The organism is Claveliimonas monacensis (assembly GCF_014982975.1).
Taxonomy (GTDB): Bacteria; Bacillota; Clostridia; order Lachnospirales; family Lachnospiraceae; genus Claveliimonas; species Claveliimonas monacensis.
Window position 1 is genome coordinate 286407 of sequence record NZ_JADCKL010000002.1, and the last position, 19759, is coordinate 306165.

A 19759-nucleotide genomic window follows, 5' to 3' on the forward strand; every position below is an offset into this window, starting at 1 on the left:
AAACAAGTGGCTTTTTCTATATAATTCATAGAAAAAACCACTAATTTTTTATGCAATGATCATCTGAACGATGGCCGCGATTATAATAATCGCACCAAGGACGATCCTGTAGTAACCAAACACTTTGAAATCATGATTCTTAATGTATCCCATCAGGAACTTGATCGCCAATACAGACACACCGAAGGAAACCACGCAACCCAGGATGAGAAGGCCCGCCTCCTTCGCCGTGAAGGAGAGTCCAAAGCCGATCAGCTTCAGGAAACTTGCGCCGAACATGACCGGAATGGCAAGGAAGAAGGTGAACTCTGCCGCCACGCCCCTCGATATCCCGATCATAAGGGCGCCCACAATAGTAGCGCCGGATCTGGATGTTCCGGGGATGAGAGCCAGCATCTGGAACACCCCGATCCAGACCAGCATCTGGACGGACAGCTCCGAGATCTTTGTCACCTTCGGGCGAACGTGTTTGTTCCGGTTCTCCACCACGATGAAAAGGACACCGTATACGATCAGCATGACCGCCACCGGAAGAGGCTTATAGAAGATGGCATCCAGGTAGTCGTTGAACAGGAGACCCACCACAGCTGCCGGCACGGAGGCGATCAGCACCTTGATCCACATCTGCCATGTCAGGAGCTTCTGCTTCTGTGTCTTCTTCGGCGAGAAGGGGTTCAGCTTGTGGAAGTAGAGCACCACGACCGCCATGATGGCGCCAAGCTGAATGACCACGTTGAACATCTCCATAAAGGCATCGCTCAGATCCGGCTGCAGGATGTCTCCCACAAGAATCAGGTGCCCGGTGCTGCTGACCGGAAGCCACTCTGTAATTCCTTCCACTATGCCAAGGATAATGACTTTGATAATATCTAACATTTTCTATCTCCTTTATTTTTTATCATTCTATGCATTCTTCCGCAGCGCCTGCAGGACGTACTTCTCGATCGCCGCCGCAGCGCCCTCCTGGTCGTTGGAAAGCGTGACCACATCCGCCGCAGCCTTCACGGCCTCCGTAGCATTTTCCATGGCAACGCCAAGCCCCGCTTCCCTGAGCATGGCGATATCGTTGGAGCCGTCTCCCACTGCCATGATTTCCTCTCTGTGTATTCCCAGGAGCTCTCCCAGGATCATAAGTCCTCTGCCCTTGTTCACGCCTTTCGCATTCACTTCTATATTATTGCTCAAAGCGCCTGTTATTTCAATATCAGGGATTTCTTTTTCTACCTCTTTCCAGGCTTTTTTACATTCCTCTGTCGTCCGGAACAGAGCCTGGACCTTGTCAGTGGGAGCCTTCCTCTCCTCATGCATGGCTCTGACGTCCGCCACCGGGCGCCTGGAGGATGCTATATAGCGGGCCATCGGGAGTCTGGGCACGTACTCGTCCAGATGCTTCAGCTTCTCCTCCTCCGCATATCCCACCCCGTCATAGTATATCTCCAGCATCGAGTCATAGCGGCTGCATATTTCCAACACTCTGCGCCCTGTCTCATAGGGGACAAGGTCCTCATAGAGCACCCGGCTCTCCTTAAGATCCACGATCCTGGCGCCGTTTGAGGCCACGGCGTACCGCACCCCGGGAAACTTAAGCACTTCCTCAGGAATTCCTGCCAGAGGGCGCCCCGTGGCGGGGAGCACTACGACTCCCCTGTCAATGGCCTCCCGCAGCACCTCCCTCGTGTGCTCTGTCAGCTCCTTTTCTGTTGTCAGGAGGGTACCGTCCATGTCCAGCCCTATCATCCTGATCCTGTACCCGTTAGTGCTGCACTTTGTCATATGCCAGTAATTCCTTCCCTTCTTTTGTAAAGATCATCAGGTTTCTGCTCACCTTGTCGTCACTCCTGTCATAGGCCTCTTTGCCGAACTCGACCATCCGCTCCAGCTTCTCCTCCTCTTTTGCAGGCACAAAGAGCACCATATCCTTTGAGGGCGCCATGATCACCAGATCGTCCTCCAGCTTCTGTGCACACACGTCCCATATATGCCTGAGGCACAGAGAGCTGGCCTCGTGGTGGCCGTCCGCAAGAACGGCAAATCCTCCATACCAGGTGTGACCAAAGACAAACTCCACATCTCTGGCAAGATTTTCACAGGCCTTGTAGTAGAGCTGCTCTATATCGCAGTCCGGCGGAAGCATATTATCCTTTATGATCTCATATGCATCCTCTCCCCTCTGTATGACCAACATTACTGTGAGATCCCCCACAAAAGAAATCAGGGGCGTGTCTTTTGCAGATATATTTTTCCCATTCAGAGCATGGCTGTCCCGAAGCTCTTCCTTCACCCAGGGATAGATCTTATCCCCGATATTTTCCATCCTGTACTTTTCTTCTTCGTATTTGTTCATAAACTCCGCAACCTCCCGGATAGATTTTATTCTATAAATTTATTCTTAATTATCATAACAAAATTTGCGAAATAAAGCAATTTGTTGTATAATGGTTAAGCGTTCGAGTACGGGAGAATCTGTATGCGGACGTTCGGAACTCGCCGACAGAAAGGAAATGTATATATGATGAGTACAAAATTCAAACGCATGCTGCGGGCCGGCGTTGTGGCCGGATGTGTCGCAGCCATGGGGTGTACAGGCACTCTGGTATACGCAGAACCTTCTACGGAAGAACTGGAAGAACAAAAGGGCGCCCTCGAAGATGAGGTCAGCAGCCTAAACAATGAACTGAATAGTCTGGGCAGCGATATCGAAGAGCTCTCGGCCAAAATGGAAGAGACCGCCGCTGCCATGGAAGAAACGCAGAAACAGATGGATGAAGCACAGAAGAAAGGCGAGGAACAGTACGAGGCAATGAAGCTCCGCATCAAATATATGTATGAGGCGGGCGACACCACATTCCTTGAGCTCTTATGCTCAGCGGAGGATATGACTGATTTTCTGAACAAGACCGATTTCGTTCAGAATGTCAGCGAATACGACAGGGATATGCTCCAGGAACTGGAAGATACCCAGAAAGAAATCAAAGAACAGGGCGATGCCCTCCAGGAACAGCAGGCATCTCTGGCAGAGATGGAGGAAGAACTGAACACGAAACGGTCAGAACTTGAACAGCAGATCGCTTCAAAATCCGATCAGATCTCAGAGTACAACAGCCAGATCCAGAAAGCTAAAGAGGCGGAAGCACTTCTCGCCCAGCAGCGGGCTGAGGCTGAAAAAGCAGCTTCCAGCGGAAGCGGAGGCGGCAGCACCGGCGGAGGCAACGTATCCACCGATGGCAAGCAGAGTCTTGGAAGGTTCAGGATCACCCACTACTGTCCCTGTTTCTACTGCACAGGCAGCTGGGGAGGCAGCAGCACAGCCAGCGGCACCGTTCCCACAGCAGGGCGGACTATCGCGGTAGATCCCAGTGTCATCCCTCTTGGCTCACAGGTCATCATTAACGGCCATGTCTACACCGCCGAGGATACCGGCGGCGCCATCAAGGGTAATGTGATCGATATTTTTGTAAATGACCACGGAACGGCATTGGCTTCCGGCGTCTATTACGCAGAAGTGTATAGAGCAAATTAATAGCAAAGAAGGCGCTCCCTTTTGGGAGCGCCTTCTCTTTGTGAGAAAAACTTATGAGAAAAACTATTTGCCGTAATAGCATTTGAGATAGATTTCTTTCATTTCCTTCATCAGCGGATATCTTGGGTTAGCGCCTGTACACTGATCATTGAAGGCCTGCTCTGTCATCTCATCCAGAGTATCCAGGAAGTATTTCTCGTCGATGCCGTATTCCTTGATCGATTTCTTGATACCGATCTTCTCTTTCAGTTCTTCCAGTTTTGCTATGAAATTCTCAAATACTTCCTTGTCTGTGTTGCCCTTGCATCCAGCATAGCGTCCAAGCTCTGCATAGTCTGCCAGTGCATGCGGATACTGATACTGTGAGAATGTTCCCATTCTTGTCGGAACCTCTTCTGCATTGTACCGCATAACCTCTGTCAGGAGCACTGCGTTTGCAATACCGTGCGGCAGGTGATGGAATGCACCCAGCTTGTGAGCCATGGAATGGTTCAGTCCAAGGAACGCGTTTGCGAAGGCCATACCAGCCATGCAGGAGGCGTTGCCCATGATCTCACGTGCCTTAGGATCTTTTGCACCGTTCTCATATGCAGATGGCAGATTTTCAAATACCATCTTCACCGCTTTCATGGAAAGACCCTTTGTAAAGTCAGTAGCCATGATGGATACGAAGGACTCGATAGCGTGTGTCATAACGTCGATACCGGATGCGCTTGTCAGTCCCTTAGGCTGAGTCATCATGTTGTCCACGTCTACGATTGCCATGTCTGGCAGCAGCTCGTAGTCAGCGATAGGCCATTTTACGCCTGTCGTAGCATCTGTGATGATGGCGAAAGGTGTCACCTCAGAACCTGTACCGGAAGATGTTGGGATTGCTACAAAATATGCTTTCTCGCCCATCTTCGGGAAGGTAAATACTCTCTTACGGATATCCATGAAATCCATAGCCATATCTGCGAAATCTGCTTCCGGATGCTCGTACATTACCCACATGATCTTTCCGGCATCCATTGCTGAGCCGCCACCCAGTGCGATGATCGTGTCAGGCTCGAATGCTCTCATCTGCTCTACACCTTTCTGTGCGCACTGCAGAGTCGGGTCCGGAGCAACCTCGTAGAAGCATGTATGCTTAATACCCATCTGGTCCAGCTTCTCCTCGATCGGTTTCACGTAGCCGTTCTGATACAGGAAGGAGTCTGTTACGATAAATGCTTTCTTCTTGTGCATAACTGTTCCCAGCTCATCCAGAGCAACCGGCATACAGCCTTTCTTAAAGTAAATCTTTTCTGGTGTTCTGAACCAAAGCATATTCTCTCTCCTCTCGGCTACTGTCTTAATGTTGATCAGATGTTTTACTCCTACGTTCTCTGATACGGAGTTTCCGCCCCAGGAACCGCATCCAAGAGTAAGGGAAGGTGCAAGTTTGAAGTTGTAAAGGTCACCGATTCCACCCTGAGAGGAAGGTGTGTTGATAAGGATACGGCAGGTCTTCATCGCTGCTGAGTGTTTTGCTATCTTCTCTGTCTCAGAAGGATCGATGTAGAGAGCTGATGTATGTCCATATCCGCCGTCAGCAACCAGCTTCTCAGCTTTCTCGAGCGCCTCGTCAAATGTCTTTGCCTTGTACATGGCAAGTACAGGTGACAGTTTTTCATGTGCAAACTCTTCGGAGATGTCTACAGACTCAACCTCGCCGATCAGAATCTTTGTATTTGCAGGAACTTTCACTCCAGCCATCTCTGCGATCTTCACGGCTGACATTCCGGGGATCTTGTTGTTCAGCTTGCCGTCGATGATGATGGTCTTGCGCACCTTGTCAAGCTCCTCGCCTGGTTTCAGGAAGTAGCATCCGCGGTAAGCGAACTCCTTCTTCACTTCCTCGTAAACGCTCTCCAGGACGGTCACAGACTGCTCGGATGCACAGATCATACCATTGTCGAATGTCTTGGAATGGATGATGGAGTTAACTGCGTTCTTGATATCTGCTGTATCGTCAATGATAACAGGTGTATTTCCAGGTCCAACACCTACGGCAGGTTTCCCGGAGGAGTACGCTGATTTAACCATTCCGGGGCCGCCCGTCGCGAGGATCAGGTCAGAGTCTTTCATAACTGTTGTGGTCAGTTCCAGTGAAGGAGCATCGATCCATCCGATGATTCCCTCAGGTGCTCCTGCCTTTACAGCGGCATCCAGAACAACCTTTGCAGCCTCGATCGTACATTTCTTTGCAGCCGGATGCGGGCTGATGATGATCGCGTTTCTTGTCTTCAGACAAATCAGTGTCTTAAAGATTGCTGTAGAAGTCGGGTTTGTAGTCGGAATAACGGCCGCTACCAGTCCTACAGGCTCAGCAATCTTCTTGATGCCGTAAGCCTTGTCTTCCTCAAACACGCCGCAGGTCTTTGTATGCTTGTATGCGTTGTATGTATACTCAGCCGCGTAATGGTTCTTGATGACCTTGTCCTCTACAAGGCCTCGCCCTGTCTCCTCCACTGCCATCTTTGCGAGAGGGATACGCATCTTGTTGGCCGCCATAGCTGCCTCAAAGAAGATCTTGTCTACCTGCTCCTGTGTGTAGGTTGCGAATACTTTCTGGGCTTCTCTCATTGCCTTCATCTTTGCTTCGAGAGCTTCCACGCTGTCAATAAATGTTGGTACCACCGCTTCTTCTTTCTTTTTCGCCATTTTGGTTTCCTCCGTAAATAGTTTTTCGTTGTTTTTCTTCAACCTGGGTTAAGTATACTTGATTGTTAAATATTTGTCAATAACTTTTTGATATTTTTTTAACAAATATTTATTTTTATCTTCTCTCTAATAATTCTTTTTTCCAGCCAACCTCCTTTGCAAATTTTTCTTTTGAATTTTTAAGTGAGCATATTCTATCATATTTTTCTTGATTTGTAACTATTATTTTGAAAAGTATATTATTTAACAATTAATTAACTGTCAATAGTTATCTCTTTCACATACTTTGACACAATAATAACATCTTCTGTTAATCAGAAAAACGGACAGCATTTCTGCTGTCCGCCTTTATCTCATATATAGATTTATCTCTGATATGCAGGAAACTCTTATACAAGCTCGATAAGAACTTCCATGGCAGCGTCACCTTTACGCTGACCGATCTTGATGATTCTTGTGTAACCACCATTGCGGTCTGCATACTTCGGTGCGATCTCATCGAATAATTTTGCTACCATATCGATCTCTTTTGTGTTTTTCTTTCTTCCAGCTGCTGTCTTCGGAACCTCAGTTACAGGGCACAGAACTTTCAGCATCTGACGTCTTGCATGAAGTCTGGAAGGCATATCCTTCTTGATCTTCTTCTCTACTTCGTCATATACTGTAACTTTCTTTCCGTCTACAACTTCTTTCACTCTCTTGCCATCTTTGTCCTTGCGGGCAACTTTAGCCATAACAGTAACTTCCTCGAAGTTATCCTTCTCTTTTACTGCCAGAGCGATCAGACCTTCTGCGATCTTGCGGATCTCTTTAGCCTTTGCCTCAGTTGTTCTGATCTTTCCGTTGTTTAAGAGAGCTGTTACCTGGTTTCTCAGTAATGCTTTTCTCTGGCTTGATGTTCTGCCGAGTTTTCTATATTTTGCCATTTTTCTTATCCTCCAATATTTAACATCTGGTTATGCATCTTCGGGCTTACTAGCCAAATGCCGCCGCCATGCATCTTTGGGCTTACTGACGGCTTACTCCTCGCCCTGGCTCAGCTCTAAGCCGAGTTCTTTTAATTTTGCCAGCACTTCTTCCAGGGATTTGCGTCCCAGGTTGCGGACCTTCATCATGTCCTCGGGGGTGCGGTTTGTCAGCTCTTCCACTGTGTTGATGCCTGCGCGCTTCAGACAGTTGTAGGAGCGCACGGAAAGTTCAAGTTCATCGATGCTCATCTCAAGAACTTTCTCTTTCTCATCGTCTTCTTTCTCGATCATAACTTCAGCGGCCTGTGCCACTTCAGAGAGATCGATGAACAGCTTCAGATGCTCGCTGAGAACCTTTGCGGCAAGGCTGACTGCCTCGTCCGGATGAAGTGTGCCATTTGTCCACACATCAAGTGTCAGTTTATCAAAGTCTGTGATCTGTCCCACACGGGTATTCTCAACCGTAAGGTTTACTCTCTCTACAGGTGTGTAGATAGAGTCAATAGGAATAACCGCAATAGGAAGATCCTCATTCTTGTTCTTATCTGAACTTACATATCCTCTGCCCTTTGTGATAGTCAGTTCCATGTAAAGTTTGCTGTCTGCGCCGCCATTTAACGTAGCGATGACAGTCTCCGGATTCATGATCTCAATGTCTGAGTCCGCTTGTATATCAGCACCAGTTACGACACCTTCACCTTCAAATTCAATGTAGGCTGTCTTTGGTTCATCTGTCTCAGATGTATTCTTTATAGCCAGGGACTTCAAATTCATGATAATCTCTGTCACATCTTCCTTCACACCCGGGATAGAACTGAATTCATGCAACACACCATCGATCTTCACCTGGCTGATAGCAGCTCCGGGAAGAGAGGAGAGCATGATCCTTCTAAGAGAATTTCCAAGCGTTGTACCATAACCTCTCTCAAGAGGTTCTACTACAAATCTTCCATATCTCTTATCTTCTGACATTTCTGTAATTTCAATATTTGGTTTATTAAAATCAAACACTATATAGTCCCTCCTTATGGGCTGATAATTTACTGAGGGTTAATACTTTTCTAAATTAATTATTTAGAATACAACTCGACGATCAGCATCTCGTCTACAGGAACGTCAATCTCATCGCGTGTCGGAAGTTCTTTTACAGTTCCCTTAAGAGCCTCATGGTCAACATCGATCCACGCAGGTACAAGACGGCCGCCTGTAACCTCGATGATATCTTTGTATCTCTGGGAACCTTTGCATTTCTCTTTGATCTCGATCACATCGCCTGCTTTAACAAGATAAGAAGGAATGTTTACCTGCTTACCGTTAACCAGTACGTGCTTGTGATCTACGATCTGTCTTGCCTCGCGGCGTGTTCTTGCAAGCCCCATGCGGAACACTACATTGTCAAGTCTGGACTCCAGAAGAACCATCAGGTTTGTACCTGTCATACCCTTCTGCTGTTTTGCCTTCTTATAGTAGTTTCTGAAAGGTTTCTCAAGAACGCCGTAGATGAATTTTGCTTTCTGCTTCTCGCGGAGCTGCAGTCCGTACTCACTCATCTTTCTGTTTGATCTTTTTAACTGTCTGTTAGACTTTTTATCAATTCCTAAATAGACTGGGTCCATGCCAAGTGAACGGCATCTTTTAAGAACCGGAACTCTGTTTACTGCCATGTTTTCGTTTTCCTCCTGATTTCTAGGGATATGAAATCCAATTCATTGTTTCTATTGTTAATATCTCTTCTATTAAACCTGAAACACAATCCGAAGACTAGACTCTTCTGCGTTTCGGCGGACGGCATCCGTTGTGGGGAACCGGTGTTACGTCTCTGATGCTTGTAACGTCAATTCCACATGCCTGAAGGGCACGGATTGCTGCCTCTCTTCCTGAACCAGGTCCTTTTACCATAACATCTACTGTCTTTAAGCCGTGTACCAGAGCTGCTTTTGCTGCAGTCTCAGCTGCCATCTGTGCTGCATACGGAGTAGATTTCCTTGAACCTCTAAATCCCAGACCACCAGCACTTGCCCATGACAGAGCATTTCCCTGTGCATCTGTTAATGTTACGATTGTATTGTTAAAAGATGACTGGATATGTGCTTGTCCGTGTTCAACGTTTTTCTTGACACGTTTCTTTGTCACTTTCTTTGTAACTTTCTTTGCCATTTAAACTAACCTACTTTCTTGAAATTTGCGTTGTTTGACTTTTATAAGGTAGTTCAGACCCGCGGCCTGAACAAAGAAATACTCATACACTTTCATCGTGCAGAGGGTTCGCTCAACTATGCTCAAGCTGCACTCTTCGAGTTTGCTTTCGCTAAGATTCGCGAACGGCCTCGCGCTAAAATTCGGGCTTCGCCATTGCTCGCCCTCATCAAGCTGCTTTCGGCCTACTTCTTTTTATTAGCAACTGTTCTCTTAGGACCTTTTCTTGTTCTTGCGTTTGTCTTTGTCTTCTGTCCACGAACCGGGAGTCCTTTTCTATGACGGATACCTCTGTAGCATCCGATCTCCTGTAATCTCTTGATGTTCAGCGCGATCTCTCTTCTCAGGTCGCCTTCTACCATCTGTGTCTCGTCGATCACTGCGCTGATCTTCTTTACATCCTCATCTGTCAGATCTCTGCAGCGGATGTCAGGATCTACTCCTGCTTCTTTCAGAATACGTGTTGCGCTCGGTCTTCCGATACCGTAAATATAGGTCAGTCCGATTTCTACACGTTTGTCTCTTGGTAAGTCTACACCTGCAATACGAGCCATGTGATTTTCCTCCATTGATCTTTGTTGTTTAATATTGTCCTAAATTGAGGCTGCGGGTACTGGATCCTCTCCTGTTCCCTACCAGAGCACATATCTCAAGGACATTTCTCCCGCGCTCCGATATCCCAGCCCAGGCGTGTCGGTATTCACGCCCTTTCCGGCAGCCGACTCCTCATCGGCTAATGACCGCCGGTATTGTAAGCAATATACTAGAAACCCCTGTGGAACATCCACACTCTCTCGGTGTTTCATGTATATTAAATAGTACGAACACTGCACACACACCCTGGCGTGTCATACTATCAGCCGCCCAAATTAACCCTGACGCTGTTTATGCTTTGGGTTCTCGCAGATAATGCGAATGCTTCCTTTTCTCTTGATTACTTTGCATTTCTCGCAAATTGGTTTTACTGATGATCTAACCTTCACGTCAAATCCTCCTTTCATCCACTGCCTGCTTGGTTCCAAGGCGCTTTTACCGGAAATCCCGTAACAAGGCATAAAAATCCCCGGGAAACGCGCCTATATAGTATAGCACTACCGTTCAAGCAAAGTCAATAGATTTTCCGGTTGTTTCTAAGATAATTTTACAGCTTTTATTTGTCTCTCCAGATGATCCTTCCCTTTGAGAGGTCATAGGGTGACAGCTCCAGTGTCACTTTGTCTCCCGGCAGGATCTTGATAAAATTCATACGCAGCTTTCCGCTGATATGAGCCAGCACCTGGTGTCCGTTCTCCAGTTCTACCTGGAACATTGCGTTTGGCAGTTTCTCTACTACGGTTCCTTCGATTTCGATAACGTCAGCTTTTGACATGTCTCCTTAATCCTCCTGTTTTCCTTTTTCCTGGTTCAAGTAGTTTTTCAGTATCCTTTTTACGGCCACATCGTCCAGCGGGGCCGCCTCATACCTGGTACAGACAGGCTGTACATGCTTCTTTTTCTTCCTTTTCGGCCGGTCTACTGAGCGGAGCATTCCATCTGCCAGATAAACATATGCACTGTCACTTTCCATTATAACATACATTTTTCCTGTGTCATGTCCCGCCAGTGATCTGGCCAGCATTCCTGCCTTATATCTGTCCATCCTTTTTCCTCTCTCCATAACCTGACAGGGACAGCAGCACCGGCTCCCCTTTTGTGATCAGCACAGTGTTCTCGTAATGGGCAGACAGGGAATGGTCCTTTGTGACAACGGTCCAGTCATCGTCCAGCCACTCCACCTCCCATGTTCCCGCATTGATCATGGGCTCAATAGCCAGGGTCATGCCCTCTTTGAGGAGAACCCCTTTCCTTCCCTGCTCGTAGTTGGGTATCTCCGGCGATTCGTGAAGATTTGTGCCGATCCCGTGGCCGCACAGGTCTCTCACTACACCGTAGCCCCTCTCGCTGGCATATCTGCCGATGGCAGACGATATATCAAATAGATGATTGCCTTCTTTTGCGTACTTTATACCTTCAAAAAAGCATTCCCTTGTCACATCGATCAGTCTCTGCGCATCCTCGCTGATATGCCCGATGCCGTATGTCCTGGCGGCATCGGAGTGGTAGCCTTTGTAGATGACTCCGGCGTCCAGACTCACGATATCTCCCTCTCGGATGAAGCGGTGGGGGCTGGGTATGCCGTGAACCACTTCCTCGTTCACAGAGACGCAGATGGAGGCCGGATATCCGTTGTAGTTCAGGAAGGAGGGCACGCAGCCGTGGCTGCGTATCAGCTCCTCCCCGATCTTATCTATCTCCAGGGTACTCATTCCCGGACGAAGCTCTTTTGCCAGTTCATTGTGGACAGCCTCAAGGATCCTGCCCGCTTCCGTCATAAGCTCGATCTCTCTGGGTGATTTTATCGTAATCGGCATGCTCTTACGCTCCTAAAATGTCCACAATTGCCTGGAATACATCGTCGATATCTAGTGTTCCATCCACCGTCTTCAGAATGCCTGCCTCTGTGTAATAGTCGATCAACGGCTGAGTCTGCTCATGGTACACATTCAATCTCTTCTGCACGGTCTCCGGCTTGTCATCGTCTCTTAAGATCAGCTCTGCGCCGCACACATCACAGATCCCTTCCTTCTTTGTGGGGGCATACTCTACATGGTATGTAGCGCCGCAGCCAACGCAGGCTCTTCTTCCGCCCATACGGCGAACGATATTCTCGTCCGGCACATTCACATCGATAGCGTAATCCATCTTCTGTCCCATCTTTGCCAGAGCCTCTGTGAGAGCCTCTGCCTGGGGGATCGTTCTCGGGAAGCCGTCCAGAACATAGCCGTTCTTGCAGTCATCCTGGTTCACACGGTCTACAACCAGATCCACAACCAGCTCATCTGGAACCAGAAGTCCCTGATCCATGTATGTCTTTGCCTTTTTGCCAAGCTCTGTGCCGTTCTTGATATTTGCCCTGAAAATATCACCGGTGGAAATGTGAGGGATCTCATATTTTGCAGCGATCTTTTTTGCCTGGGTTCCTTTTCCAGCTCCAGGTGCACCTAACATAATAATTTTCATATGTCACTTCCTCCTTATAGCATTTTAACCCGCGAAAAATTTTCCGCGAGTTTAAAACTGAAACATGCCCGGCGTGAGCGCCAGCGATGCACAAAATGCACCCTGGCAGATCACTTTGGACACAGCCCACGCAGGGGCTTAACTATTTAAAAATCCTTTATAATTGCGTACCAGCATCTGTGACTCGATCTGTTTGATCGTCTCCAGTATAACACTGACAATGATGATCAGAGATGTGCCGCCAAAGGAAACATTTGCTCCCAGCCATCCGTTAAAGAAAATAGGCACGATCTGCACAAGAATCAGTCCACATGCGCCGATAAAGATGATGTAATTTAAGATCTTCGTGAGATATTCAACTGTTGGTTTTCCCGGACGGATACCGGGAATAAATCCACCGCTCTTCTTCATGTTATTTGCGATCTCCATTGGATTAAAGGTAATGGATGTATAGAAATAAGCAAAAAACACGGTCAGGATGATATATACCACCAGGCCCCATGAATACTGGAGCTGCTGCGGATTACACCAGTTTGACTGGTTCAGTCCGCGGAGGATCTCACTTCCAATGCCATCCCCATCGCCTTTTCCAAGGAAGGTCACGATCAGGATCGGCGTCTGCATCAGTGAGGATGCGAAGATGATCGGGATCACACCTGCAGTATTCACACGGAGCGGAATGTAGGTGGACTGTCCACCAAACATTCTGCGTCCCTGCATTTTCTGGGAATACTGCACAGCAATCCTTCTCTGTCCATCCTGCAGGAAAATAACGAAAACGACAAGCGCCAGAATGATCGCAAGGATGATCAGCGCTGCCAAACCGCCTGATGCAAGACTCTTCCCTTTCACAAACTGCTCATAAAGAGTAGCCATGTCGCTGGGGATACGGGAGATAATATTGATCACCAGCACAATGGAGATACCGTTTCCGACACCCTTTTCTGTGATTCTCTCACCGACCCACATAAGGAAAGCACTTCCGGCTGTCAATGTCAGTACAACGATAGCTGCATTGACAAAGTTGAACTCTTTGAGAAGTCCCTGACGTCCAAATCCAACTGCCATAGCTGTTGACTGGATCAGTGCCAGGACGACCGTCAGATAACGGGTAATAGCCGCGATCTTCTTTCGTCCGTCTTCCCCATCCTTATGCATCTCCTCCAGTTTCGGAATCGCGATGGTCAGAAGCTGCATAATGATGGATGATGTAATGTATGGTGTGATGCTCAGAGCAAGTACGGACATCTGTTCAAAGGAACCACCGGTGATGGCGTTAAAAAAGTTAAACGCCTCACCAGTGTTCTGTGCAAAGAAGTCCTGGATGAAATCCGGATCCACACCAGGTGTGGGCAGCTCAGATCCAATCCTGATCACAATCAGCATCATGAGCGTATACAGGATCTTTTTTCTGATATCCGCAATCTGAAATGCCCTTCTCACTGTCTGAAACATTAGATCACCTCTGCTTTTCCACCAAGAGCCTCTATTTTAGCAGCTGCACCTGCGCTGAATGCATTTGCCTGAACTGTAAGTTTCTTTGTCAGTTCACCGTTTCCAAGGATCTTTACGCCGTCCTTAGGATTTTTTACAATGCCCTTCTCGATCAGTGTATCTACAGACACAACTGCATCGTTTTCAAATACTTCGAGAGCGCTCACATTGATACCAACAATTGTCTTGCTGTTTCTGTTTGTGAAACCTCTTTTCGGTATTCTTCTATATAATGGCATCTGTCCACCTTCAAAACCTGGTCTTGTGCCGCCTGAACGGGCCTTCTGTCCCTTGTGTCCCTTTCCGGCAGTCTTGCCGTTTCCGGAGCCATGTCCACGTCCTCTTCTGAAGTTGTTGCTCTGTTTTGCCCCGTCAGCAGGTCTTAAATTTGATAAGTCCATTATGACACCTCCTTACTTCTTGATAGTCTAAACTTCTTCTACCTTTACTAAATGCTGCACCTGTTTTACCATGCCTCTTGTAGCTGCATTGTCCGGTAAAACAACTGTCTTTCCAGTCTTTTTCAGTCCTAAAGCTTCTACTGTTTTCTTATGCTTCGGCACAGCACCGATCGTAGATTTTACTAAAGTAATCTTTAAATCTGCCATTTTTATCTGCCTCCTTAGCCTAAGATTTCCTCAATGGATTTACCGCGAAGCTTTGATACCTCTTCAGGTGTCTTTACTTCCTTTAATCCCTCGATCGTAGCAAGCACAACATTCTGCTTGTTGTTGGAGCCAAGAGATTTTGTACGGATGTTCTTGATTCCTGCCATCTCGATGACAGCACGCGCCGGACCTCCGGCGATCACTCCGGTACCGTCCGGAGCTGTCTTCAGAAGCACGGATGCGCTTCCGAATTTACCGATCTGATCATGTGTGATACTTCCGTTCTCGTCCAGTGCCACTTTGATCAGTTTCTTTGCTGCATCTTCTTTTCCTTTGCGGATCGCTTCCGGGATCTCAGCTGCCTTTCCTAAGCCTGCGCCCACATGGCCGTTACCATCGCCTACAACTACAAGAGCAGTAAATCTCATGTTGCGGCCACCCTTAACAACCTTGGTTACACGCTTAATTGACACTACTTTTTCATTTAATTCTAACTGACTAGCATCAATACGTTCCTGTTTCATGTGTGTTCTCCCTTCCTAGAATTCCAGTCCAGCTTCACGAGCTGCGTCTGCAAGTGCCTGGATCTTTCCGTGATATACAAATCCGCCTCTGTCGAATACGACTTCCTTGATGCCCTTCTCCAGAGCCTTCTCTGCGATCACTTTTCCCAGAGCAGCTGCTGCTTCAACATTATTGGTCTTCTCAAGGTTTGCTTTCACATCTTTCTGAAGAGTGGAAGCTGCAACCAGAGTGTTCCCTGCCACATCATCAATAATCTGTGCATACATATGATTATTGCTTCTGAATACGGCTAAACGTGGGCATTCAGGTGTACCGCTTAAACGGTTACGTAACTTTCTGTGCTTTTTAACACGTACTTCTGTTCTTGATTTCTTGCTAACCATTTTCACACTCTCCTTATTTATTTCTTACCAGTCTTACCAACTTTACGTCTGATAACTTCATCGGCATACTTGATACCTTTGCCCTTGTATGGCTCCGGTCTTCTCTTGTCTCTGATCTCAGCCGCATACTGGCCAACTTTCTCTTTGTCAATTCCCTGGACAGTGATCTTGTTCTGGCCTTCCACAACAGTCTCAACGCCTTCCGGATCGGTCATTTCTACCGGATGAGAGTATCCTAAGCTGAGTGTCAGCTTATTTCCGGCTTTTGCAGCCCTGTAACCAACACCGTTTACTTCCAGGACTTTCTTGTATCCTTCAGTAACACCAACAACCATGTTGTTGATCAGTGTTCTTGTCAGGCCGTGAAGGGATTTCATCTTCTTCAGGTCGTTCGGTCTTGTGACAACGATCTGATCTCCCTCCTGCTTAATTTCCATTTCAACCGGAAGCTCTTTCTCAAGAGTTCCCTTAGGACCTTTAACGGTCACTTTGTTATTCTCTGCAATCTCAACAGTTACGCCTGCCGGGATTGTAATTGGCAGTCTTCCTATACGTGACATACCATGTCCTCCTTAACTTAAATTTTCGGAGCAGATGCTTTAGCCTGCTCTGTTTTCAGTCACATTGAGCACTTAGCGAGGTTTTTTACGAGCTTAGTGCGAAAGTGCACTCGGCCCACTTGGCGAGGTCCCTCACGAGCCTAGTGGCCGTAGTGTGTCCTCTTCCCCGCATGCTCATTTATTTTTTATAAGGATGTTCTTCTCGCTCCGCTCGAAGAACGGCCTTCTCACTAGGTTCAAGCTGCGCCTTACGGCTTGCTTTCACCAAGTGTTCAGTGCCTACCAAACGAAAGCCAGAACTTCTCCGCCTACGCCCAGTTTTCTTGCTTCTCTGTCAGTGATCACGCCCTGGTTTGTGGAGATGATCGCTGTTCCCAGTCCACCGAGAACCTTGGGAAGCTCCTCGCTGCTGGCGTATACACGCAGACCCGGCTTGGAGATTCTCTTCAGTCCGGAGATGACTTTCTCGTTCTTATCTGCGCCATATTTTAATGTCACACGGATCGTGCTGAACGCGCCGTCCTCTACGATCTCGTATTTTGCAATATATCCCTCATTGTATAAGATGTCTGCAATAGCGACCTTCATCTTGGATGCGGGGATATCTACTGTATCGTGTTTTGCAGTGTTTGCATTACGGATTCTTGTAAGCATATCTGCAATAGGATCACTCATAGTCATGGATTGCTTCCTCCTTTACCAACTTGCCTTTTTCACACCCGGGATCTGTCCTTTGTATGCCAGTTCGCGGAAGCAAACACGGCAGATACCATATTTTCTCAAATATGCGTGCGGACGACCGCAGATCCTGCAGCGGTTGTATTCTCTTGTGGAGAATTTCTGCTTGCGCTGCTGTTTGATTTTCATTGCTGTCTTAGCCATAATTTACCTCCTTATTTTGTAAACGGCATGTTGAACTGTTTTAACAGCTCGCGAGCCTCTTCGTCTGTCTTTGCAGTGGTTACAAAGATGATGTCCATACCTCTCACTTTGTCAACCTTATCGTACTCGATCTCCGGGAAGATGAGCTGCTCTTTGATACCGAGAGCGTAGTTACCTCTTCCGTCAAACGCGTTCGGGTTTACACCTCTGAAGTCACGTACACGGGGAAGGGCAAGATTGATGAGACGGTCAACGAACTCATACATCTTCTCTCCTCTTAAAGTAACCTTGCATCCGATCGGCATACCCTCTCTGATCTTGAAGTTTGCCACAGATTTCTTGGCCTTGCAGATCACTGCTTTCTGTCCTGTGATCTTCTCCAGGTCAGCAACCGCTGACTCTAAAACTTTGTGATTGTCTTTTGCCTCGCCTACGCCCATGTTGATAACAACCTTGTCGAGCTTCGGCACTTCCATGATATTTTTATAACCAAACTTTTTGTTCATCGCGTCGATGATCTCGTTCTGGTACTGTTCTTTCAGTCTGCTCAAAGCACTGGACCTCCTTCCTCAACAATTAATCGATTACTTCGCCTGTTGACTTTGCAACGCGGACTTTCTTGTCGCCATCCATCTTGAACCCTACTCTTGTAGCTTTTCCTTTGTGGATGTACATTACGTTAGAAATATCAATAGGTCCTTCCTGATGAACGATACCGCCATTCTGATTGGAAACACTCGGTTTTGTGTGTTTTGTCAGCATGTTGATACCCTCAACGAGAACTGTACCGTCTTTCTGATTAACAGCGATAACTTTGCCTTCTTTGTCTTTGTCTTTTCCAGCAATAACCTTAACCATATCGCCCTTTTTGATCTTCATAGTTGACATCTTATTCTCGCACCTCCTTAAAGTACTTCCGGAGCCAGGGAAACGATCTTCATAAACTGTTTGTCACGAAGCTCCCTTGCAACGGGCCCGAAGATACGGGTTCCTCTTGGGTTTTTGTCTTCTTTAATAATTACAGCAGCGTTCTCGTCGAAACGGATGTAGGAACCATCTTTACGGCGAGTACCTTTTACAGTACGTACAACTACAGCCTTAACTACATCGCCTTTTTTTACAACGCCGCCTGGTGTTGCATCTTTAACGGAAGCAACGATCACATCGCCGATGCTCGCATATCTTCTTGTGGAACCGCCAAGCACACGGATGCAGAGTAACTCTTTCGCACCTGTATTGTCTGCTACTTTCAGTCTGCTTTCTTGCTGTATCATGCAGGTTTCCCTCCTTATACTATTTCACTTTTTCCATGATCTCGACAAGTCTCCATCTCTTATCCTTGGACAGCGGCCTTGTCTCCATAACTTTTACCTTATCGCCGATGCTGCACTCGTTTGCTTCATCGTGGGCTTTCAGCTTATAAGTTCTCTTTACGATTTTTCCGTAAAGTGGATGTTTTACATTGTCTTCAACAGCAACTACGATCGTCTTGTCCATCTTGTTGCTGACTACTTTACCAACACGTGTCTTTCTAAGATTTCTTTCCACGGTGTTACTCCTTTCTCTGCGTTTTACTCAAAAAGCTAGGCATTGCTCTTTTCTGTGATCACAGTCTGGATCCTTGCGATGTTCTTTCTAACTTCTTTGATTCTGCTGGTGTTGTCCAGCTGGTTTGTTGCGTTCTGGAACCGTAAGTTGAAAAGTTCCTTTTTAGCAGCTACTAATTCTTCGTTCAGCTCTGCAGCTGATTTTGTTCTTAAATCTTCTACAAATGCATTAATTTTCACTGTTATCACCGCCTTCTAAGTCTGCGCGAGAAACGACTTTACATTTACAAGGTAACTTGTGTGTTGCCAGGCGAAGAGCTTCTCTTGCCACTTCCTCAGGTACGCCTGCGATCTCGAACATTACGCGTCCCGGTTTTACAACTGCCACCCAGTATTCCAGGGTACCTTTACCGGAACCCATACGTGTTTCAGCTGGTTTTGTAGTTACTGGTTTATCTGGGAATATCTTAATCCATACTTTACCGCCACGCTTGATGTAACGTGTCATAGCGATACGGGCAGCCTCGATCTGGTTTGATTTGATCCAGCAGGGCTCTGTTGCAACGATACCATATTCACCATATGAAAGCGTGTTTCCACGAAGCGCTTTTCCTTTCATGGAGCCACGGAACTGTTTACGACGTTTTACTCTTTTTGGCATTAACATTATTTATCGCTCCCTTCCTTTGCTGCCTTTTCCGGAAGAACCTCGCCTTTGTAGACCCAAACTTTTACGCCAACTTTTCCGTAAGTTGTGTCTGCCTCGGCAAATCCGTAGTCAATGTCTGCTCTCAGTGTCTGAAGAGGGATTGTTCCCTCGCTGTAGAACTCTGTACGGGCCATATCTGCTCCGCCAAGACGTCCTGATACGGAAGTCTTAACTCCAAGAGCGCCAGCCTTCATTGTCCTGGACATACAGGACTTCATTGCACGTCTGAAGGAGATACGGTTCTCAAGCTGCTGGGCGATGTTCTCAGCTACCAGCTGCGCGTCTTTGTCCGGTCTCTTCACTTCTTTGATGTCTACAACCAGTTTCTTGTCTGTATATTTTGCAAGCTCGCCTTTCACTTTCTCGATCTCGGAGCCGCCCTTACCGATAACTACGCCCGGTTTTGCTGTGTAGACAATGATCTTCACGCGGTCAGATGCTCTCTCGATCTCGATTCTGGAAATGCCTGCGCTGTATAATCTCTTCTTCAGAAATGTTCTGATTTCATGGTCCTCTACAAGATTGTCAGCGAAATCTTTCTCTGCGTACCATCTGGAGTCCCAATCTTTGATAATGCCGACTCTTAAACCATGAGGATTAACTTTCTGTCCCATAATACCCT

30 protein-coding genes are annotated in these 19759 nt (G+C 47.1%); 1 reads left to right on the top strand and 29 read right to left on the bottom strand.

The window, feature by feature from the left end:
• Positions 1–48 precede the first annotated feature (48 nt).
• Genes INF30_RS04555 through INF30_RS04565 form a run of 3 tightly spaced genes read right to left on the bottom strand, consistent with a single transcriptional unit; the run spans position 49 to position 2344 of the window.
• Complete coding sequence (locus INF30_RS04555) at positions 49–876, bottom strand: undecaprenyl-diphosphate phosphatase (protein ID WP_076780592.1); 828 nt, start codon at positions 874–876, stop codon at positions 49–51.
• A gap of 27 nt (positions 877–903) precedes the next feature.
• Complete coding sequence (locus INF30_RS04560; protein ID WP_076780590.1) at positions 904–1773, bottom strand: Cof-type HAD-IIB family hydrolase; 870 nt, start codon at positions 1771–1773, stop codon at positions 904–906.
• Positions 1754–2344, bottom strand: coding sequence for a hypothetical protein (locus tag INF30_RS04565; RefSeq protein ID WP_076780588.1), 591 nt, complete (start codon positions 2342–2344; stop codon positions 1754–1756). Before INF30_RS04565 ends, INF30_RS04560 begins: the two co-directional genes overlap by 20 nt.
• A gap of 165 nt (positions 2345–2509) precedes the next feature.
• Here INF30_RS04565 and INF30_RS04570 point away from each other — a divergent pair, with 165 nt between their 5' ends.
• Entirely contained in the window at positions 2510–3520 is a 1011-nt protein-coding gene (locus INF30_RS04570) for a 3D domain-containing protein (protein WP_157888475.1), read from the top strand.
• Between the two features lie 63 nt (positions 3521–3583).
• Here INF30_RS04570 and adhE read toward each other — a convergent pair whose 3' ends face one another.
• From adhE to rpsC, 26 genes are all read right to left on the bottom strand, one after another.
• Positions 3584–6205: a bifunctional acetaldehyde-CoA/alcohol dehydrogenase gene (gene adhE, locus INF30_RS04575; protein WP_226394377.1), complete on the bottom strand. Its 2622-nt coding sequence runs from the start codon at positions 6203–6205 to the stop codon at positions 3584–3586.
• 389 nt (positions 6206–6594) lie between these two features.
• A complete protein-coding gene (locus INF30_RS04580; RefSeq protein WP_076780585.1) occupies positions 6595–7131 on the bottom strand; it encodes a bL17 family ribosomal protein in 537 nt (178 codons plus the stop codon).
• Positions 7132–7224: 93 nt separating this feature from the next.
• Entirely contained in the window at positions 7225–8184 is a 960-nt protein-coding gene (locus INF30_RS04585; RefSeq protein WP_033124798.1) for a DNA-directed RNA polymerase subunit alpha, read from the bottom strand.
• Positions 8185–8243: 59 nt separating this feature from the next.
• The gene (gene rpsD, locus INF30_RS04590; RefSeq protein WP_076780583.1) at positions 8244–8837 is read right to left on the bottom strand and encodes a 30S ribosomal protein S4; all 594 of its coding nucleotides are present in this window, start codon (positions 8835–8837) and stop codon (positions 8244–8246) included.
• A gap of 97 nt (positions 8838–8934) precedes the next feature.
• The gene (rpsK, locus tag INF30_RS04595; protein ID WP_033124796.1) at positions 8935–9330 is read right to left on the bottom strand and encodes a 30S ribosomal protein S11; all 396 of its coding nucleotides are present in this window, start codon (positions 9328–9330) and stop codon (positions 8935–8937) included.
• A gap of 224 nt (positions 9331–9554) precedes the next feature.
• A complete protein-coding gene (gene rpsM / locus INF30_RS04600; RefSeq protein WP_076780581.1) occupies positions 9555–9923 on the bottom strand; it encodes a 30S ribosomal protein S13 in 369 nt (122 codons plus the stop codon).
• A gap of 315 nt (positions 9924–10238) precedes the next feature.
• Complete coding sequence (gene rpmJ, locus INF30_RS04605; RefSeq protein ID WP_003022746.1) at positions 10239–10352, bottom strand: 50S ribosomal protein L36; 114 nt, start codon at positions 10350–10352, stop codon at positions 10239–10241.
• 167 nt (positions 10353–10519) lie between these two features.
• A complete protein-coding gene (gene infA, locus INF30_RS04610; RefSeq protein WP_004607275.1) occupies positions 10520–10738 on the bottom strand; it encodes a translation initiation factor IF-1 in 219 nt (72 codons plus the stop codon).
• Positions 10739–10744: 6 nt separating this feature from the next.
• Positions 10745–11008, bottom strand: a complete 264-nt coding sequence (locus INF30_RS04615; RefSeq protein ID WP_076780579.1) for a KOW domain-containing RNA-binding protein — start codon at positions 11006–11008, stop codon at positions 10745–10747.
• Positions 10995–11780, bottom strand: coding sequence for a type I methionyl aminopeptidase (gene map, locus INF30_RS04620; RefSeq protein ID WP_076780577.1), 786 nt, complete (start codon positions 11778–11780; stop codon positions 10995–10997). The genes INF30_RS04615 and map overlap by 14 nt, the downstream gene beginning before the upstream one ends.
• A 4-nt stretch (positions 11781–11784) precedes the next feature.
• Entirely contained in the window at positions 11785–12429 is a 645-nt protein-coding gene (locus tag INF30_RS04625; protein WP_226394378.1) for an adenylate kinase, read from the bottom strand.
• A gap of 138 nt (positions 12430–12567) precedes the next feature.
• Entirely contained in the window at positions 12568–13884 is a 1317-nt protein-coding gene (gene secY / locus INF30_RS04630; protein ID WP_226394379.1) for a preprotein translocase subunit SecY, read from the bottom strand.
• Positions 13884–14324, bottom strand: a complete 441-nt coding sequence (gene rplO / locus INF30_RS04635; protein ID WP_076780571.1) for a 50S ribosomal protein L15 — start codon at positions 14322–14324, stop codon at positions 13884–13886. The genes secY and rplO overlap by 1 nt, the downstream gene beginning before the upstream one ends.
• A gap of 27 nt (positions 14325–14351) precedes the next feature.
• Entirely contained in the window at positions 14352–14531 is a 180-nt protein-coding gene (gene rpmD / locus INF30_RS04640; protein ID WP_076780570.1) for a 50S ribosomal protein L30, read from the bottom strand.
• A gap of 14 nt (positions 14532–14545) precedes the next feature.
• Positions 14546–15055, bottom strand: coding sequence for a 30S ribosomal protein S5 (gene rpsE / locus INF30_RS04645; RefSeq protein WP_226394380.1), 510 nt, complete (start codon positions 15053–15055; stop codon positions 14546–14548).
• 15 nt (positions 15056–15070) lie between these two features.
• Entirely contained in the window at positions 15071–15439 is a 369-nt protein-coding gene (gene rplR, locus INF30_RS04650) for a 50S ribosomal protein L18 (protein ID WP_033124787.1), read from the bottom strand.
• A gap of 17 nt (positions 15440–15456) precedes the next feature.
• Entirely contained in the window at positions 15457–15999 is a 543-nt protein-coding gene (rplF, locus tag INF30_RS04655) for a 50S ribosomal protein L6 (RefSeq protein ID WP_076780567.1), read from the bottom strand.
• 279 nt (positions 16000–16278) lie between these two features.
• The gene (rpsH, locus tag INF30_RS04660) at positions 16279–16680 is read right to left on the bottom strand and encodes a 30S ribosomal protein S8 (RefSeq protein ID WP_226394381.1); all 402 of its coding nucleotides are present in this window, start codon (positions 16678–16680) and stop codon (positions 16279–16281) included.
• 15 nt (positions 16681–16695) lie between these two features.
• Positions 16696–16881 carry a type Z 30S ribosomal protein S14 gene (locus INF30_RS04665; protein WP_016220062.1) on the bottom strand — a complete coding sequence of 62 codons (186 nt, stop codon included), beginning with the start codon at positions 16879–16881 and terminating at the stop codon, positions 16696–16698.
• A gap of 11 nt (positions 16882–16892) precedes the next feature.
• Complete coding sequence (gene rplE, locus INF30_RS04670; RefSeq protein WP_076780563.1) at positions 16893–17432, bottom strand: 50S ribosomal protein L5; 540 nt, start codon at positions 17430–17432, stop codon at positions 16893–16895.
• Between the two features lie 25 nt (positions 17433–17457).
• Positions 17458–17769 (bottom strand): 50S ribosomal protein L24, encoded by a 312-nt coding sequence (rplX, locus tag INF30_RS04675; RefSeq protein WP_033124783.1) that lies wholly within the window; start codon positions 17767–17769, stop codon positions 17458–17460.
• Between the two features lie 17 nt (positions 17770–17786).
• A complete protein-coding gene (gene rplN, locus INF30_RS04680) occupies positions 17787–18155 on the bottom strand; it encodes a 50S ribosomal protein L14 (RefSeq protein WP_033124782.1) in 369 nt (122 codons plus the stop codon).
• 19 nt (positions 18156–18174) lie between these two features.
• On the bottom strand, positions 18175–18429 hold the full coding sequence (gene rpsQ / locus INF30_RS04685) for a 30S ribosomal protein S17 (protein WP_076780562.1): 255 nt from the start codon (positions 18427–18429) through the stop codon (positions 18175–18177).
• A gap of 35 nt (positions 18430–18464) precedes the next feature.
• Positions 18465–18668 carry a 50S ribosomal protein L29 gene (gene rpmC, locus INF30_RS04690; RefSeq protein ID WP_076780560.1) on the bottom strand — a complete coding sequence of 68 codons (204 nt, stop codon included), beginning with the start codon at positions 18666–18668 and terminating at the stop codon, positions 18465–18467.
• Complete coding sequence (gene rplP, locus INF30_RS04695; protein ID WP_033124779.1) at positions 18658–19095, bottom strand: 50S ribosomal protein L16; 438 nt, start codon at positions 19093–19095, stop codon at positions 18658–18660. Before rplP ends, rpmC begins: the two co-directional genes overlap by 11 nt.
• Positions 19095–19751 (bottom strand): 30S ribosomal protein S3, encoded by a 657-nt coding sequence (gene rpsC, locus INF30_RS04700; RefSeq protein ID WP_076780558.1) that lies wholly within the window; start codon positions 19749–19751, stop codon positions 19095–19097. Before rpsC ends, rplP begins: the two co-directional genes overlap by 1 nt.
• Between the last annotated feature and the right edge of the window lie 8 nt (positions 19752–19759).

What these genes read in the sequence shown, in the direction of transcription:
- INF30_RS04555 (WP_076780592.1), bottom strand. Translation starts at nt 876, where the DNA reads ATGTTAGATATTATCAAAGTCATTATCCTTGGCATAGTGGAAGGAATT.
- INF30_RS04560 (WP_076780590.1), bottom strand. Translation starts at nt 1,773, where the DNA reads ATGACAAAGTGCAGCACTAACGGGTACAGGATCAGGATGATAGGGCTG.
- INF30_RS04565 (WP_076780588.1), bottom strand. Translation starts at nt 2,344, where the DNA reads ATGAACAAATACGAAGAAGAAAAGTACAGGATGGAAAATATCGGGGAT.
- INF30_RS04570 (WP_157888475.1), top strand. Translation starts at nt 2,510, where the DNA reads ATGATGAGTACAAAATTCAAACGCATGCTGCGGGCCGGCGTTGTGGCC.
- adhE (WP_226394377.1), bottom strand. Translation starts at nt 6,205, where the DNA reads ATGGCGAAAAAGAAAGAAGAAGCGGTGGTACCAACATTTATTGACAGC.
- INF30_RS04580 (WP_076780585.1), bottom strand. Translation starts at nt 7,131, where the DNA reads ATGGCAAAATATAGAAAACTCGGCAGAACATCAAGCCAGAGAAAAGCA.
- rpsD (WP_076780583.1), bottom strand. Translation starts at nt 8,837, where the DNA reads ATGGCAGTAAACAGAGTTCCGGTTCTTAAAAGATGCCGTTCACTTGGC.
- rpsK (WP_033124796.1), bottom strand. Translation starts at nt 9,330, where the DNA reads ATGGCAAAGAAAGTTACAAAGAAAGTGACAAAGAAACGTGTCAAGAAA.
- rpsM (WP_076780581.1), bottom strand. Translation starts at nt 9,923, where the DNA reads ATGGCTCGTATTGCAGGTGTAGACTTACCAAGAGACAAACGTGTAGAA.
- infA (WP_004607275.1), bottom strand. Translation starts at nt 10,738, where the DNA reads ATGTCAAAAGCTGACGTTATCGAAATCGAAGGAACCGTAGTAGAGAAA.
- INF30_RS04615 (WP_076780579.1), bottom strand. Translation starts at nt 11,008, where the DNA reads ATGGACAGATATAAGGCAGGAATGCTGGCCAGATCACTGGCGGGACAT.
- map (WP_076780577.1), bottom strand. Translation starts at nt 11,780, where the DNA reads ATGCCGATTACGATAAAATCACCCAGAGAGATCGAGCTTATGACGGAA.
- INF30_RS04625 (WP_226394378.1), bottom strand. Translation starts at nt 12,429, where the DNA reads ATGAAAATTATTATGTTAGGTGCACCTGGAGCTGGAAAAGGAACCCAG.
- secY (WP_226394379.1), bottom strand. Translation starts at nt 13,884, where the DNA reads ATGTTTCAGACAGTGAGAAGGGCATTTCAGATTGCGGATATCAGAAAA.
- rplO (WP_076780571.1), bottom strand. Translation starts at nt 14,324, where the DNA reads ATGGACTTATCAAATTTAAGACCTGCTGACGGGGCAAAACAGAGCAAC.
- rpmD (WP_076780570.1), bottom strand. Translation starts at nt 14,531, where the DNA reads ATGGCAGATTTAAAGATTACTTTAGTAAAATCTACGATCGGTGCTGTG.
- rpsE (WP_226394380.1), bottom strand. Translation starts at nt 15,055, where the DNA reads ATGAAACAGGAACGTATTGATGCTAGTCAGTTAGAATTAAATGAAAAA.
- rplR (WP_033124787.1), bottom strand. Translation starts at nt 15,439, where the DNA reads ATGGTTAGCAAGAAATCAAGAACAGAAGTACGTGTTAAAAAGCACAGA.
- rplF (WP_076780567.1), bottom strand. Translation starts at nt 15,999, where the DNA reads ATGTCACGTATAGGAAGACTGCCAATTACAATCCCGGCAGGCGTAACT.
- rpsH (WP_226394381.1), bottom strand. Translation starts at nt 16,680, where the DNA reads ATGACTATGAGTGATCCTATTGCAGATATGCTTACAAGAATCCGTAAT.
- INF30_RS04665 (WP_016220062.1), bottom strand. Translation starts at nt 16,881, where the DNA reads ATGGCTAAGACAGCAATGAAAATCAAACAGCAGCGCAAGCAGAAATTC.
- rplX (WP_033124783.1), bottom strand. Translation starts at nt 17,769, where the DNA reads ATGTCAACTATGAAGATCAAAAAGGGCGATATGGTTAAGGTTATTGCT.
- rplN (WP_033124782.1), bottom strand. Translation starts at nt 18,155, where the DNA reads ATGATACAGCAAGAAAGCAGACTGAAAGTAGCAGACAATACAGGTGCG.
- rplP (WP_033124779.1), bottom strand. Translation starts at nt 19,095, where the DNA reads ATGTTAATGCCAAAAAGAGTAAAACGTCGTAAACAGTTCCGTGGCTCC.
- rpsC (WP_076780558.1), bottom strand. Translation starts at nt 19,751, where the DNA reads ATGGGACAGAAAGTTAATCCTCATGGTTTAAGAGTCGGCATTATCAAA.